Origin of the sequence: Paractinoplanes tereljensis (genome assembly GCF_016862435.1) — a bacterium.
Lineage (GTDB): Bacteria > Actinomycetota > Actinomycetes > Mycobacteriales > Micromonosporaceae > Actinoplanes > Actinoplanes tereljensis.
Genome location: NZ_BOMY01000010.1, coordinates 87,857 through 102,370, shown reverse-complemented (window position 1 = coordinate 102,370; position 14,514 = coordinate 87,857). Strand labels below are relative to the sequence as shown.

Annotated in this window: 13 protein-coding genes and 1 tRNA gene; 10 read left to right on the top strand and 4 right to left on the bottom strand. The window is 72.5% G+C overall.

The genetic code is table 11. The features are described from left to right. Positions 1–25 precede the first annotated feature (25 nt). Positions 26–101, bottom strand: a tRNA-Arg gene (locus Ate02nite_RS08110). A 14-nt stretch (positions 102–115) separates the two neighbouring features. Further along, positions 116–1,135, bottom strand: coding sequence for an alpha/beta hydrolase (locus Ate02nite_RS08105; protein WP_203801512.1), 1,020 nt, complete (start codon positions 1,133–1,135; stop codon positions 116–118). Between the two features lie 155 nt (positions 1,136–1,290). Here Ate02nite_RS08105 and Ate02nite_RS08100 point away from each other — a divergent pair, with 155 nt between their 5' ends. The 9 genes from Ate02nite_RS08100 (at position 1,291) to Ate02nite_RS08060 (ending at position 11,056) form a co-directional block, all read left to right on the top strand. Further along, the gene (locus tag Ate02nite_RS08100; protein ID WP_203801511.1) at positions 1,291–1,971 is read left to right on the top strand and encodes a single-stranded DNA-binding protein; all 681 of its coding nucleotides are present in this window, start codon (positions 1,291–1,293) and stop codon (positions 1,969–1,971) included. A 103-nt stretch (positions 1,972–2,074) separates the two neighbouring features. Then, the gene (locus Ate02nite_RS08095; protein WP_203801499.1) at positions 2,075–2,530 is read left to right on the top strand and encodes a hypothetical protein; all 456 of its coding nucleotides are present in this window, start codon (positions 2,075–2,077) and stop codon (positions 2,528–2,530) included. Next, positions 2,527–3,456 carry a cobalamin biosynthesis protein gene (locus Ate02nite_RS08090; RefSeq protein WP_307873274.1) on the top strand — a complete coding sequence of 310 codons (930 nt, stop codon included), beginning with the start codon at positions 2,527–2,529 and terminating at the stop codon, positions 3,454–3,456. The genes Ate02nite_RS08095 and Ate02nite_RS08090 overlap by 4 nt, the downstream gene beginning before the upstream one ends. Continuing rightward, complete coding sequence (locus Ate02nite_RS08085; protein WP_203801483.1) at positions 3,453–4,997, top strand: cobyric acid synthase; 1,545 nt, start codon at positions 3,453–3,455, stop codon at positions 4,995–4,997. The genes Ate02nite_RS08090 and Ate02nite_RS08085 overlap by 4 nt, the downstream gene beginning before the upstream one ends. Positions 4,998–5,201: 204 nt before the next feature. Beyond that, a complete protein-coding gene (locus tag Ate02nite_RS08080) occupies positions 5,202–6,248 on the top strand; it encodes a M48 family metallopeptidase (RefSeq protein WP_203801479.1) in 1,047 nt (348 codons plus the stop codon). A gap of 17 nt (positions 6,249–6,265) precedes the next feature. Continuing rightward, the gene (locus tag Ate02nite_RS08075; protein WP_203801476.1) at positions 6,266–7,618 is read left to right on the top strand and encodes a dipeptidase; all 1,353 of its coding nucleotides are present in this window, start codon (positions 6,266–6,268) and stop codon (positions 7,616–7,618) included. A 16-nt stretch (positions 7,619–7,634) separates the two neighbouring features. Continuing rightward, entirely contained in the window at positions 7,635–9,104 is a 1,470-nt protein-coding gene (locus Ate02nite_RS08070) for an FAD-dependent monooxygenase (protein WP_203801473.1), read from the top strand. 31 nt (positions 9,105–9,135) lie between these two features. After that, complete coding sequence (locus tag Ate02nite_RS49955; RefSeq protein WP_438871164.1) at positions 9,136–9,432, top strand: hypothetical protein; 297 nt, start codon at positions 9,136–9,138, stop codon at positions 9,430–9,432. A 109-nt stretch (positions 9,433–9,541) separates the two neighbouring features. Beyond that, complete coding sequence (locus Ate02nite_RS08060; protein WP_203801470.1) at positions 9,542–11,056, top strand: ATP-dependent DNA ligase; 1,515 nt, start codon at positions 9,542–9,544, stop codon at positions 11,054–11,056. Between the two features lie 6 nt (positions 11,057–11,062). Here Ate02nite_RS08060 and Ate02nite_RS08055 read toward each other — a convergent pair whose 3' ends face one another. Further along, positions 11,063–11,524 carry a hypothetical protein gene (locus tag Ate02nite_RS08055; RefSeq protein WP_203801459.1) on the bottom strand — a complete coding sequence of 154 codons (462 nt, stop codon included), beginning with the start codon at positions 11,522–11,524 and terminating at the stop codon, positions 11,063–11,065. A gap of 10 nt (positions 11,525–11,534) precedes the next feature. Continuing rightward, complete coding sequence (locus Ate02nite_RS08050; protein WP_203801456.1) at positions 11,535–12,452, bottom strand: SURF1 family cytochrome oxidase biogenesis protein; 918 nt, start codon at positions 12,450–12,452, stop codon at positions 11,535–11,537. 111 nt (positions 12,453–12,563) lie between these two features. Here Ate02nite_RS08050 and Ate02nite_RS08045 point away from each other — a divergent pair, with 111 nt between their 5' ends. Then, a complete protein-coding gene (locus Ate02nite_RS08045) occupies positions 12,564–14,510 on the top strand; it encodes a cobyrinic acid a,c-diamide synthase CobB (RefSeq protein ID WP_239147213.1) in 1,947 nt (648 codons plus the stop codon). Positions 14,511–14,514: the final 4 nt, after the last annotated feature.

Genomic DNA, 14,514 nt, shown 5'->3' with positions numbered 1-14,514 from the left:
ATCTGCGCCGCCCGCCGTTGATCTATGGCGCGCCCGGCAGGATTCGAACCTGCGACCGACGGATTAGAAGTCCGTTGCTCTATCCGCTGAGCTACGAGCGCTGGCCACGGACATCCTAAGCGGTCGCGGAATCCTTGTCGTCCGCCTTGTCCTCCGGTGCCGGTGGTACCTCGATCTCCGGGGTTCCGGGTGCCGGGACGAAGGCGTCCACCCAGCGGCCCAGTTCGCGGAACACCTCCGCGCGCACGTCCTTGCCGGAGAGCGTCAGGTCGTGCATGCCGCCGTCGAAGCGGGCGATCGTCACCCGCGGCCCCAGGCCCGGCGCCCAGCGCGCGATGTGCTCGACGTCCAGCACCGCGTCGGTCAGGCGGACGTCCTCCGACCAAGCGCGGCCCCGGAACGTGCGGGTCGAGCAGGCCACCAGCACCGGAGCGTCGATGGACAGGCCGGCCCGCAGCCGGCTCTGGCCCCGGCGGATCGCCCGCAGCCAGCCGGCCGTCACCGGGAAACTCTCGATCGGCTTCCAGGCCAGGTCGTATGTCCACTCGCCACGGTGGTCGCTGTGCAGGCTCTCGCCGTACACACTCAGGCCGGCGGTGGGGATTTTCCGGTACGGGGTGCGGCCGCTGACGCTCAGCAGCGCGGACATCAGCGGGCGCTTGACCAGCCACGGGATGTTGAAGTCGAAGAACGGGCTGTTCAGGAACAGGCCGTCGACGATGCCCCGATCCTGCCGGGAGTGCGACCAGAGCGCCGTGATCAGGCCGCCGGTGGAGTGGCCGGCCACCAGCATCTGGTCGTGGCCGTCCTCCTCCCGGATGATCCGGGCCGCCTCGTCCAGTTCCGGGTAGTAGTCGGTCAGGCTGCGGGCGAAGTTCGGCGTCTGGTGCGGGAGCAGGCTCCGGCCGTACTTACGCAGGTCGAGGGCGTAGAAGTCCCAGCCGCGCTCGACGAAGAAATCGGCCAGATGTGTCTGAAAGAAGTAATCCACGAAGCCGTGCACATAGAGCACAGCGCGGCGGCTCGGTTGGTCACCACGGCGGCGCACCAGGGTAGCGACCACCGGACCCTCGTCGTCGGTGCCCAAATCGATGGTGTGCCGCTCGTAGGGCGGTCCCAGGACGTCGATCTCCACAGCGTCAGGCTACCCATGCGTAGGCCGTCGTCATACCAGATCCGTCGGCCCAGCGGCCGATATCCCCAATCCACAGGCCGACGATCAAGATCCCCCAGCGGTACGCCGGTGCCGAGATGCTCGCCCCTCAAACGTCCCAACCCTGGAGGGCAAAAGTGTTCGACACGAACCTGGTAATCGTGGGCAACGTGCTCACGGCACCCGAGTGGCGGCGGATCGCCAGCACCGGATCGCTGGTGGCCAACTTCCGGGTCGCCTCCACGTCCCGGCGCTTCGACCGGGACAACAACCGCTGGATCGACGGCAACAGCCTGCGGGTCCGGGTCAGTGCGTGGCGCCGGCTGGCCGAGGGGGTCGCGGCGTCGCTGGCGGTGGGTGACCCGGTGGTCATCTACGGCCGGCTCTTCACCCGCGACTGGACCGACGAGGACAACAACCCGCGGGTCTCCTACGAGATGGAGGCGATGTCGATCGGTCACGACCTGGCCCGCGGCCGGGGGAAGTTCTTCCGGCACAAGGCCGCCCAGGTCGTCGCGGTCGAGGACGCCGAGTCGGAGGCGATGGTGACCGGCGAGCTGTCCGAGCCGGTGCCGGCCGAGGAGATCCCGATCGGCTTCGGCGACGGGCTGCCGCTCTCGATCGAGGAACCGCCGACCTTCGCCGAGCCGCTGCCTTTGGAGGTGCCGGCCGCGCCTTCGGCCGCGCCTTCGGATTCGCCTTCGGGTTCGCCGGCGGAAGAGGATGACCTCACGCTCGAGGTGGAGCGGCTCGTCGCGGAGCAGCCGGCGGCCGCGCGCCGGTCCCGGCGGCCGAAGCGGGAGCCGGTGGCGGCCTGATTCACCCCCTCGAACGGGGTGGCCCGATCGTCGGTTGGGATCGGGCCACCCGGAGGACCCGCCCGGTTGGTCCGGTCCGGGGTCGGGCGGGCAGACTGAACCAGTGCTGTTGAAAGAGATCCGCGCGATCGCAGGCGAGACGCTGGTGCTTTCGCCGCACGACCAGGACGCCGAGCTCGCCAACACCAGCTGGTTCGGCGCTCCGCCGCACGAGCGCATGGGCTTGACGTCGGACGAGGTGGTGGCCGCCTTCGAGGAGACCGCCGAACTGCTGCGCGACCAGGTGTCGGCCGCGAAGCAGGCCGGGCCGGTCACGTTCTACGTCTGGCACGACGGGGAGGCCGGGCAGTTGCGCTGTTCGACCCGCACCTGCGGGCAGGACGCGTTGCCGTTCGGCTCGCCCTACCGGGCCACCAGCGACCTGCACCCGATCGTCACCGAGTTCCTGGTGGATCGGGCGCCGGGCGCCATCGCCTGGGGTCAGCTGGAGCCGGTGCCGTTCGAACCCGGGCCGGATGCCGATGAGCAGCCGGTGTGGGTCTGCGACCTGTGCCCGTGAAAGCGGACGCGGCCGGGCTGCTCGCCGGGTTTCTGCTCGACGCGGTGCTCGGTGATCCACGCCGGTTCCACCCGGTCGCCGGTTTCGGCACGGCGGCTGGCGCGCTCGAGAAGAAGGTGTATGCGCCGGACCGCCGGTCCGGTGCCGTTTTCACGGCCGTCGCCGTCGGCGGGCCCGCACTGCTGGGGCTCGCCGGGGCGGCGGCCACCCGGCGGCGCCCGGTCGCCCGGGCGGCCCTGGTGGCGGCCACGACCTGGACCGTGCTCGGCGGCCGCACCCTGCGGCGCGAGTCGCGGATCATGGCGGGCCACCTGGACCACGGTGACCTGCCCGCGGCCCGGGGCCGGCTCAACCATCTGTGCGGGCGGGACCCGTCGACGCTGGACTCGGCCGAGCTGGCCCGGGCCACTGTCGAGTCGGTCGCCGAGAACACCTCGGACGCCGTGGTGGCGCCGCTGATCTGGGGTGGCCTGCTGGGGCTGCCGGGCCTGCTGGCCTACCGGGCGGCGAACACACTGGACGCCATGGTCGGGCACCGCTCGGCGCGGTACGCCCGGTTCGGCACCCCCTCGGCCCGGCTCGATGACCTGCTCAATCTGGCTCCGGCCCGGCTGACCGGGCTGCTGACGATCGCGGTGTCGCCGATCGCCGGCGGGCGGCCGAAAGAGACGCTGCGAGTCTGGAAGCGGGACCGCAACGATCACCCGTCGCCCAACGCCGGGCAGTGCGAGTCGGCCATGGCCGGGGCGCTCGGGGTGCGGCTCGGTGGGCGAAACGTCTATTTCGGACGCAGCGAGGTGCGGCCGTTCCTCGGCGACGGGCCGCGGCCGTCGGCCGTGCACCTGCGCCGAGCCGCCCGCGTCTCGGGGGCGGTCGGTGCGGTGGCCGCGGTGCTCGCGGCCGGGATCGCCTGGGCGCGTTCATGACCGGCGGCCTGCTCGTGGCCGGCACCACCTCGGACGCCGGCAAGAGCGTGCTGACCGCCGGGATCTGCCGCTGGCTGCACCGGCGCGGGGTCCGGGTGGCGCCGTTCAAGGCGCAGAACATGTCCAACAACTCGGCCGTGGTGGTCGGCCCGGACGGGCGCGGCGGGGAGCTCGGCCGGGCCCAGGCGATGCAGGCGGCGGCCTGCGGGCTGGCACCGGAGGTGCGGTTCAACCCGGTGCTGCTCAAGCCGGGCAGCGACCGGTCCAGCCAGGTCGTGCTGCTCGGCGAGGTGGTCGGCACGGTCACCGCCCGCAACTACCGCGCGATGCGTGAGCGACTGGCGGAAACCGCCTTCGAGACGCTGGCCGGCCTGCGGAAAGACTTCGACGCGGTGATCTGCGAGGGGGCCGGCAGCCCGGCCGAGATCAACCTGCGGGACGGCGACTTCGTCAACATGGGCCTGGCCCGCGCGGCCGGCCTGCCCGCGATCGTGGTCGGCGACATCGACCGGGGCGGCGTGTTCGCGGCCCTGTTCGGCACCGTCGCCCTGCTCAGCCCGGAGGACCAGGCGCTGGTCAGCGGCTTCGTGATCAACAAGTTCCGGGGCGACCTCGGCCTGCTGCAACCGGGGCTCGACATGATCACGGCGACGACCGGGCGGCCGGTGCACGGCGTCCTGCCGTTCCACCCCGACGTCTGGCTCGATGCCGAGGACTCGCTCGCCTACGGGCGCACGCTCGGCCGGCCCGCCGCGCCGCGCGGCCGCGAGTGGCTGCGGGTGGCCGTGGTGCGACTGCCGCGCATCTCCAACGCCACCGACGCCGAGGCGCTCGCCGCCGAACCGGGCGTACGGGTGCATCTGACCGTCGAACCCGGCGATATCGTCGACGCCGACCTGGTCGTGCTGCCCGGGTCGAAAGCGACCGTCAGTGACCTCGGCTGGCTGCGGGAGCAGGGTCTCGACCAGGCGATCCGGCAGCACGCGGCGGCCGGGAAGCCGCTGCTGGGCATCTGCGGCGGCTTCCAGATGCTGGCCCGCAGCATCGACGACGAGGTGGAGAGCGGCGTCGGCACGGTCGACGGTCTCGGGTTGCTGCCGGTCGACATCGCCTTCGCCGCCCGCAAGACCCTGGCCCGGCCGGCCGGGGACGGGCTGGGCGCGCCGGTGCGCGGCTACGAGATCCACCATGGGTACGTCCTGGCCGGTGACGTCGAGCCGCTGCTGCACTACGCCGACGGGCGCCCCGAGGGGGCGGTGGCCGGCAACGTCTTCGGGACGCACTGGCACGGCACCTTCGAGAACGACGAGTTCCGCCGGCGGTTCCTGGTCGAGGCCGCCCGGCTGGCCGGGCGGCACGGGTTCACGGTGGCTCCGGACACCCGGTTCGCGGCCGTCCGGGAGCGGGCCCTCGACGTGCTCGGCGACCTGGTCGAGGAACACCTGGACACCGCCGCCCTGTGGCGCCTGATCGAGCAGGGCCCGCCGGTGGACCTGCCGTTCGTCCCGCCGGGCGCCCCCTCAGGGCGGGTGTCGGAGTAGGACCGGGCTGCGGCGTGGCCCAGCCGCCGCCTGGCCGCACGGCGCGAACACCCGAATACAACCCCGGTATTCGGGCGCCCGCGCCGCACACCCAGACGACACCTGGGCCTCGCCTCGCTTCGGCCCTACTCCGACACCCGCCCTGGCGTTGCGTTCCCGGCGTACCGTCGACGGAGGTGTCCGACAGCTCAGAGGCGGGGATTCATGACCGACGAGGAAAGCCGTCCGGTACGCCGGCGGGTCACGCTCACCGGAATCAGCTCGCGGGCCTGGGAACACCCGGCCGACCGCGGCGCACTTACCGCGCTGCGTGAGCTGCGTGGCTTCGACGACCTGGTGAAAGCGTTCTTCGGCATGTGGAACGAGCGCGGTTTCCGCCTCCAGTTCCTGGCCGGCGCGATCCGGGTCGACCACCGGCAGTACCCACGGGTCTATCAGCGCTTCACCGAGGCGGCCGGCGCCCTCGACGTGGCCGAGCTGCCCGAGCTCTACGTCAACCAGTCGCCGATCATCAACGGGCAGGCCATCGGCCTCAACAAGCCGTTCATCGTGATCACCACCGCCGCGGTGGAGAAACTCGACGACGACGAGCTGCGCGCGGTGCTCGGGCACGAGCTGGGCCACGTGCTCAGCGGCCACGCCGTCTACAAGACGATCATGATGATCCTCACCGCCTGGACCGCGAACGTGAGCTGGCTGCCGGTGGGTGTGCTGGCGCTGCGCGGGATCATCGCGGCGATGCTGGAGTGGTGGCGCAAGGCCGAACTGTCCGCCGACCGGGCCGGCCTGCTCGCCGGTCAGGACCCGGCCGCCTCGACTCGGCTGCTGATGAAGCTGGCCGGCGGCGGAGACCTGTCGCAGATCGACACGGCCGCCTTCCTCGAGCAGGCCGCCGAGTACGAGAGCGGCGGCGATCTGCGGGACAGCATCCACAAGATCGGCATCACCGTGGGCAGCACCCACCCGGTCCCGGTGGCCCGCGCCGCCGACCTGCGCAAATGGGTCGACTCCGGGGAGTACGCGAGAATTCTCGGCGGTGAATACCCGCGTCGCGACGACGACGGCAACGCCTCGGTCTCCGAGGACGTGAAGGCCGCCGCCAACTCGTACCGCGAAACCTTCACCACCTCGCAGGACCCGCTGGTCAACCTGGTGCGCAAGGTCGGTGGCGGCGCTGCCGACCTGGCCGGCTCGGCCGCCCGCGGTGCCCGCGACTGGGCCTCCAACCGAGGGCGTGATTCGTCCGACTGAAGCCCTAGGATCGGTCCATGAGCTTGAGTGAAACCGATCTGCGCGCCGCGATCGCGCGCGAGATGCCCGGGGTCCGTGCCGACCTGGAAAACCTGGTCCGGATCCCTGGCATCGCCTTCGAGGGCTTCGACCACACCCAGGTCGAGCGGTCCGCGACGGCCGTCGCCGAGCTGCTGCGTGGCTGCGGGCTCGAGACCGAGATCGTGCGGCACGGCGGCCAGCCCGCGGTCATCGGCCGCAAGGTCGCCCCGGCCGGTGCGCCCACCGTGCTGCTCTACGCCCACCACGACGTGCAGCCGACCGGCGACGTGGCGCTCTGGACCAGCGATCCGTTCGAGCCGGTCGAGCGGGATGGCCGCCTCTACGGGCGCGGCGCGGCCGACGACAAGGCCGGCGTGATGGCGCACGTCGCCGCGCTGCGCGCGTTCGGCGACCGGCTGCCGGTGGGCGTGGTGGTCTTCGTCGAGGGCGAGGAGGAGTACGGCTCCGACTCGCTCAACGACATCATCGAGGCGCACACCGAGAAGTTGCGCTCCGACGTGATCGTGATCGCCGACTCCGGCAACTGGGACATCGGCCAGCCCGCGCTGACCACCTCGCTGCGCGGCATCGTCAACCTGTTCGCCGAGGTCAGGGTGCTCAAGAACGCCGTGCACAGCGGCATGTTCGGCGGCCCGATCCCGGACGCCCTGATGACCCTGGCGCGGTTGCTGACCACCCTGCACGACGAGGACGGTGACGTCGCCGTCGACGGCCTGGTGGGTCGCGAGGGCGCCAGCGTCGACTACCCGGAGGACCGGTTCCGGGAGGAGGGCGGCGTCGTCGAGGGCGTGAAGCTACTCGGCCACGGCACCATCACCGATCGGATCTGGACCAAGCCGGCCATTTCGGTGCTCGGCATCGACGCCCCGCGCACCTTCGAGGCGGCGAACGCCCTCCAGCCCGCCGCCAAGGCGAAGATCAGCGTGCGGCTCGCCCCCGGCGACGACCCCACTTCGGCGTACGCGGCGGTCCGTGCCCACCTGGAGAAGTTCGTTCCGTGGGGCGCCCAGGTCGAGGTCACCCTGGAGGCCGGCGGTTCGCCCTGCGTCATCGACGCGACCGGCCCGGCGTACGACGCGGCCCGCGCCGCGTTCGCGAGCGCGTGGGACGGCACCGCCCCGGTCGACATGGGTGTCGGCGGGTCGATCCCGTTCATCGCCACCTTCCAGGAGCTGTTCCCGGACGCCGCGATCCTGGTGACCGGGGTGGAAGACCCGTACTCCGGCGCGCACGGCCCCGACGAGAGCCTGCACCTCGGCGAGTTCGAGCGGGTCTGCCTGGCCGAGGCCCTGCTGCTCAAGAACGTGGCGGAGGCGCTCACGAACTGAAGGAGGCGGGTCGCCGATGGCCGACCTGACGTGCGACGTGCTGGTGGCGGGCGCCGGTCCGACCGGGCTGATGCTGGCCAACTGGCTGGTCAAACTCGGGGTCGATGTGATCGTGGTGGACAGCAAGGACGGCCCGACCCGGGAATCCCGGGCTCTGGTCGTCCAGGCTCGTAGCCTCGAGATCTACGACCAGCTCGGCCTCGGTGACCTGGTGCTGTCCGCGGCCCAGCGCGCCGACGCGGTGGCGCCCGGCTTCCTCGACCGGGTCTACGGGCGGGTTCCGCTCGGGCGCCTGGGGGAGGGCGTCACGCCGTACCCGTACATCGAGATCCTCGAACAGAGCCGCAACGAGGAGATCCTCTACGAGAACCTGCAGAAGCTCGGCGTCGACGTGCGCTGGGAGACCCCGATCACCGGGGTGGTGCAGACCGACAGCGGGGTCGAGGTGAAGGCCGGCAACGACACCGTCCGGGCCCGGTTCTGCGTCGGCTGTGACGGTTCGAACTCCGCCGTTCGCCGGGCCCGCCGGATCGCCTTCGAGGGCATCACCAACCCGCACCGGTTCTACGTGATCGACGCCCTGGCCACGGCCGGCATGGTCGAGGGCGCGATCAACGTCCGGCCCGGCACCGACGACTTCCTGCTCGGCTTCCCGATGCGCGGCCGGGGCACCTGGCGGCTGATCGGCCTGGTCCGTGACTCGGACGGCGACGGCACGCTGACCGAGGACGACGTCCGGCCGCGGCTGCGCCGGTTCGCGGTCACCTACGAGAAGTCCCGCTGGTTCGCCACCTACCGGGTGCACCACCGGATCGCCGCCCAGTTCCGGGACGGCCCGTTCTTCCTGGCCGGCGACGCCGCGCACGTGCACTCGCCAGTCGGCGGCCAGGGCATGAACACCGGCCTGCAGGACGCCCACAACCTGGCCTTCAAGCTGGCCGACGTGGTGCTGGGCCGGCGCCGGGACGGTTGGCTCGACCGCTACGAGGCGGAGCGCCGCCCGGTGGCGAAACGCCTGGTCGGCACGACCGACCGGATCTTCGGCGCGATCACCTCGCAGTCGCCGGTGTCCCGTGCCCTGCGCCGGGCCGTGGTGCCGCTCGCGGCGCCGGTGGGCGTGCGGGTGCTGCCGTCCACCCCGGGCGGTTCGCGCCTGTTCCAGTACGTCTCGCAGACCCGCATCCACTACCGGATGCAGTTCGCGAAGGTCGGCGGGCGGCGCGATCCGGTGGTGGGCCGACGGCTGCCGTGGAGCGGTGACAACTTCGCCGCGCTGCGCTCACTCCAGTGGCAGATTCACGCCTACGGGGGAGTGGCCGCGACCGAGGTGCCCGACCTGGGAATCCCGGTCCACGTTTTCCCGGCGGCCCCGAAAACCGCGCTGCGACCAGGGAATTTGTACCTTGTCCGGCCGGACGGGTTCGTCGCCGCCGAGGCTCTTCCGGTCGACGCCGCGCAGGCGTTCGGTCCGCTGATGCAGGTGTAACCGGCGCCGCGATCCTGTTAGGATCTCGAACATGCGTTCGAATGATGTGCCTGCCTCGGTGTCCCTGGTGGTGCGTCCGATGCCCGTCGGGCCGCGCCACGCCATCGATCGACTTCGCTCCCGTGACCGCCTCGAGTCCATCGTCCGACTGCGTGCCGCCGTGCGCGCGCTCGACGAGGTCGACGTGACCGGGTGGGATGACTCCGCCCTCAACGATCACCTCGACGAGATTTCCCAGACCCTGTGCGCCATCGACGCGCAGCTGACCCGCGTCGCCGACGCGGTGCGGGCCCGCGGGTTCCGCATCGCCGAGCCGCTCGCGGCCTGATCTCGCGCCCTTGCAACGGGGGAGTGCGCGAAGAAAATCGCGAAGAGACTGGGGGCCGGGAGCTTCGCGATGAGAAGAAAATGTCAGAGGTGGCTGCCAGGATGAGCCCGTGCGGTTCCTAGACCTGGCGGCCACCTCGGCTGCCATATCGGCCATCTCGGGGCGCAAGGCCAAGATCGAGCTGCTGGCCGACGCGCTCCGCCGGCTCGACCCGGGTGAGATCGCGGCCGGGTCGGCCTACCTTGCCGGCGAGCTGCGGCAGCGGCAGACCGGCGTCGGCTACGCGAGCCTGCGCGACCGGCCGCCGCCGGCCGTTGAGCCGACGCTGACCGTCGGCGCGGTCGACGCGGCCATCGCCGATATCTCGGTGGTGGCCGGGGCCGGCTCGCAGGCGCGGCGGCGCGAGCTGCTCGGCGCGCTGTTCGGTGCGGCGACCGTCGACGAGCAGCGGCTGATGATCGGCCTGTTCTCCGGCGAGCTGCGGCAGGGCGCCCAGGCCGGCCTGCTCGCCGACGCGATCGCCAAGGCGGCCGAGGTGCCGCTGGTCGCGGTGCGCCGGGCACTGCTGCTCTCCGGCGATCTCAAGCAGGTGGCGGTGGCCGCCCTGACCGGCGGCGCGGCCGCACTCGCCGAGATCAACCTGCGGGTCGGCACCCCGCTCACCTCGATGCTCGCCCAGAGCGCCCCCGACGTGGGCGCCGCGCTGCTGGCCACCGGCGCGCCCGCCGCGGTCGACGTCAAGCTCGACGGCATCCGCATCCAGGTGCACCGGTCCGGTGACGAGGTGGCCGTCTTCAGCCGCAGCCTCGACGACATCACCGGCCGGATGCCCGAGGTGGTTGCGGCGGTCCGCGCGCTGCCGCTGCGCGAGGCCGTGCTCGACGGCGAGGCGATGACCCTCGGCGCGGACGGCCGTCCCCGCCCGTTCCAGGAGACGTCGAGCCGGGCCGCCACCCGCGGTGCCACCACCGCCGCCCTGGTGCCCTACTTCTTCGACCTGCTCCACCTCGACGGCACCGACCTGCTCGACGAGCCGGGCCGGGTGCGCTGGGCCGCGCTGTCCGACGCGCTGCCGGCCGGCCTGCTCGTCGGCCGCAGCACGGTCACCAGCGAACAAGAGGCGGCCGCGGCCTTCGCTGCTGCGCTCGCGGCCGGCCAGGAAGGCGTGGTCATCAAGGCCCTCGAGGCGCCCTACGACGTGGGCCGCCGCGGCTCGGCCTGGGTCAAGGTCAAACCCCGGCACACGCTCGACCTGGTCGTCCTCGCCGTCGAGTGGGGGCACGGCCGGCGCAAGGGCTGGCTGTCCAACCTCCACCTGGGCGCGCTCGATCCGGCCACCGGCGGGTTCGTGATGCTCGGCAAGACCTTCAAGGGCCTCACCGACGAGCTGCTGCGCTGGCAGACCGAGCGGTTCCAGCAGCTGAGGACCGAGGACGACGGCTGGGTGGTGCGGGTGCGGCCCGAGCAGGTGGTCGAGATCGCGTTCGACGGGGTGCAGACGTCGCCGCGCTATCCGGGCGGGGTGGCGCTGCGGTTCGCCCGGGTGCTGCGCTACCGCGAAGACAAGCCGGCGAGCGAGGCCGACACGATCGACACCGTGCGGTCGCTGCAACTCGGCGCCTAGAAACGCCTAGAGCGCCGCCAGCGTGCGGACGTAATTGACCTGCTGGTTGATGGTGGTGACGGCGACCTGGTCGGTGACCGGGATGCGCGCCACGTACTGCCGGGTGCCGTTGGTCACGGTCACCTGCACCGTGCCCTGCGTCACCGTCTCCTTGATCAGCAGGAACAGCAGGCTGAGCACGGTCAGCACGCAGAAGCCGACGATGGCCAGCACGATCGCCCACTTGGGGATGCGCTGCTGACTGTGCCAGTAGTCGTTGACCAGCCACTGTGACCCGGCGAGCGGGATGTCACCGGCCGGGGTGTGCACGGTCGTCGAGGTGACCGCGATCTCCGCGATCTGCACGATGACCGGGCCGGGCGCGGCCGGTGGCCCGGAAACCGGCAGCTCCGGGGTGACCGGCGAGGGGCTCGGCACGGTCCACGGATCGTCCGGGGAGGGGCCCCACGGGTCGCTCGGGGAGGTCATGAACGAGACCCTAGTCTTGGCCGTTCCGCGCCGCGAGCCTGGCGGCCGCCTTGCGGTCGGCCTCCTCGACCCGGTCGACCGGCTCGTGCAGCGCGGCGAGCCGGGCGGACTCCCGTTTCTTGTCCGCCTCGGCGACCCGGTCGCGCAGCGTCGGCTTCTTCTCCGGGGCGGGGGCCGACGACCCCTGCGCCTCCTTGCGCACCTGCACGCCGTACGCGATCAGGGCCATCAGGGAGAAGAGCCACCACTGGACCGCGTAACCGCCGTTCTGCCAGGCGTCCTCGTGGTCGATCGGGATCCCGGTGAACGCCGGGTCGGCGGCCGGCGTCTGCTCGGTGAGCAGCACGTACGCCCCGTACACCGGGTAGGGCATCTCGTGGGCGAGCCGGGGCACCGCGATCCGCCGGGTGTCCAGACGGCCGTCCCGGTGCTCGATCGGGGCCGGTCGGCTTTCCGACAGGTGGAGCTGGCCCACCACGGTGATCTCGCCGGTCGGGGCCGCGGGCACGGTCGGAGCCGCGCTGGCGCCACTGGCCGGGGCCGGCACCCAGCCCCGGTCGACAAGCACCGCGGTGCCGTCGGCCAGCACCAGCGGCGTCACGATCTCGAAGCCGACGTCGCTGTTCACCGTCCGGCCGCGGGCCTGGATCTCGTGGGTCGCGTCGTACTGCCCGGTGACCGTCACCTTTGTCCAGGCCAGGCTCTTACCGGGGGAGGCGCCCGCGGTGCCGGCGCCGACCGGCGGGGTCAGGATCGAGGTGAGCGGGACCGCCTGCGTCGAGTCAGCCGCGTCGATGCGGTTGTTGATGGCGCTGCGTTCCTCATATCGCCGCAGCTGCCAGTTGCCGAGCATGACCATGATCACTGAAGCCACGATCGTCAGCACGGCGGCGCCCAGCCAGCGCGGCGTCAGCAGGAACCGGTACACCCTCTGAGGCTACCCGGCGACCGGGCAGCGACTGCCGCAGCCGGGTACTGTGCCGTCCGGTGGACCTGTTCGTGGGCACGCCGGACCAGTTCAGCGTCGGGAGAACCAGTGATGACCGCCCAGCCCCGTCTGGTCGTGAGCGCCCCCTCGTCGGGGCACGGTAAGACGGCCGTTGCCGTCGGACTGCTCGCGGCCTGTGTGGCGCGTGGCATCCCGGCCGCCGGTTTCAAGGTCGGACCGGATCACACCGACGCCGCTTACCTCGGTCTCGCCGCCGGCCGTCCTGGCCGCAACCTAGACCCCCGCCTGGTGGGTGCGCAACGCATTGCCCCGCTTTTCGCGCACGGCGCGGCCGGCGCCCAGCTCGCCGTCATCGAGGGCGCGATGGGCCTGTTCGACTCGCTGACCGGCCAGCCCGAAGTGGACGGGACCGCCGCGGTCGCGGCCAGCCTGCGCGCACCGGTGGTGCTGGTCGTCGACGTCGCGGCGATGGGGCATTCGCTGGCCGCGCTGGTGCACGGCTTCCGGATGTTCGACGAGATGGTGCACCTGGGCGGGGTGATCCTCAACCGGGTGGCGTCGCCCCGGCACGAGCAGATGCTGCGCACCGCGCTCGACGACATCGGCATGCCGGTGCTGGGCGCGCTGCGCCGCGGCGACCTGCCGAATGTCCTGCCGTCCCGGGCGCACGGCCCGGTTCCGGTGGCCCATCGCACGGTGGAGGCGAGCCGGGCGGTGCGCCGGCTCGGCGAGGCCGTCGCCGGCGGTCTCGACCTGGAACGCCTGATGGGCCTCGCGAACGCCGCGCCGTCCGTGCCCGGCCCGATCTGGACGCCCGCCGACGCGGTCGGCGGGGAGGTGTTCGAGCAGCGTCCGATCGTCGCGCTGGCCGGCGGGCCGGGCGCCCCCTACACGTACGTCGAGACGGCCGAGCTGCTCACCGCGGCCGGCGCCGACGTGGTGGTCGTCGACCCGCTGCGCGATGAGGCACTCCCGGCGGGCACGCGTGCGCTGGTCGTCGGGGCCGGCCTGCCCGAGGGGTACGCCGAGGAGCTGTCCGCCAATCGCCGGCTGTGCAACGCGGTCGCCAAGTTCGCGCACGACGGCTGGCCGGTGGTGGCCGAGGGCGTGGCACTGCCCTGGCTGGGCCGCGACTTCGACGGCCGGCCGATGTGCGCGGTCCTGGACACCTCGACGGTCAGCGGGGACCAGACCGTGGCCGGCTACCGCGAGGCGACCGCACCGACCACCTCGCTGCTGGCACCGGCCGGGGCCCGGATCACCGGCTACAAACAGCACCGCGGCATCGTGACGCCGCGGGCCGGCGCGGTGCCGGCCTGGACCTGGTCGGGTGGCAACCCCGAGGGCTTCGTCTGGCGGCAGGTGCACGCCTCCCAGCTGGGTCTGCACTGGGCGGCCGCCCCCGAGATCGCGAAGCGGGTGGTCTCGGCCGCGATTGCCGGCCCGGCCGCCCTGCAGGGTCCGCCGCAGCACCTGCAGCCGCCGCAGAACACCCAGCCGATCCAGATCCCGATGGCGCACGCCGTGCCGATGGTGCCGGTGGCGGCGTCCTCCGCGATGCCGCACGACCAGCAGGTCCTGTTCGAACAGCCCTACGGCCAGCCGGCGTCCCCGGCGATCGCCGACGAGGACTCGGTGGCCTACGCCCAGGCGGCCTCCCCGGCCATGCCGCACGGCCAGCAGTCGCCCTACCCGCCGGGTCCGCACCCGCACCCACGGCCGCCCGAGGGCCCGCACTCGCATCCGCGTCCGCCGGAGGGCCCGCGCGCGCACCCGCGTCCGCCGGAAGGCCCGTACGCCCACCCGCGCCCGCCGGAAGGTCCGCACGGAAACCCACGCTCGCCCGAGGGTCCGCACTCGAACGTCTGGCCGCCGGACGGCCAGCACGGGAATCCGCGGCCACCGGAAGGTCCGCACGGGAACCCGCGGCCGCCGGCCGGTGGGCCGCGGCCCGCGTCCGGGCCGGTGCCGGCCACCGGATCCGGCGTGGCGAGCGTGCCCGACCTCGCCGACACGGCGGACATCACCGTCTCCTGACGGT

Excerpts from the sequence above, each read along its gene's own strand:
- Ate02nite_RS08085 (WP_203801483.1), top strand. The coding sequence starts at position 3,453 with ATGACCGGCGGCCTGCTCGTGGCCGGCACCACCTCGGACGCCGGCAAG.
- Ate02nite_RS08055 (WP_203801459.1), bottom strand. The coding sequence starts at position 11,524 with ATGACCTCCCCGAGCGACCCGTGGGGCCCCTCCCCGGACGATCCGTGG.
- Ate02nite_RS08075 (WP_203801476.1), top strand. The coding sequence starts at position 6,266 with ATGAGCTTGAGTGAAACCGATCTGCGCGCCGCGATCGCGCGCGAGATG.
- Ate02nite_RS08045 (WP_239147213.1), top strand. The coding sequence starts at position 12,564 with ATGACCGCCCAGCCCCGTCTGGTCGTGAGCGCCCCCTCGTCGGGGCAC.
- Ate02nite_RS49955 (WP_438871164.1), top strand. The coding sequence starts at position 9,136 with ATGCGTTCGAATGATGTGCCTGCCTCGGTGTCCCTGGTGGTGCGTCCG.
- Ate02nite_RS08070 (WP_203801473.1), top strand. The coding sequence starts at position 7,635 with ATGGCCGACCTGACGTGCGACGTGCTGGTGGCGGGCGCCGGTCCGACC.
- Ate02nite_RS08080 (WP_203801479.1), top strand. The coding sequence starts at position 5,202 with ATGACCGACGAGGAAAGCCGTCCGGTACGCCGGCGGGTCACGCTCACC.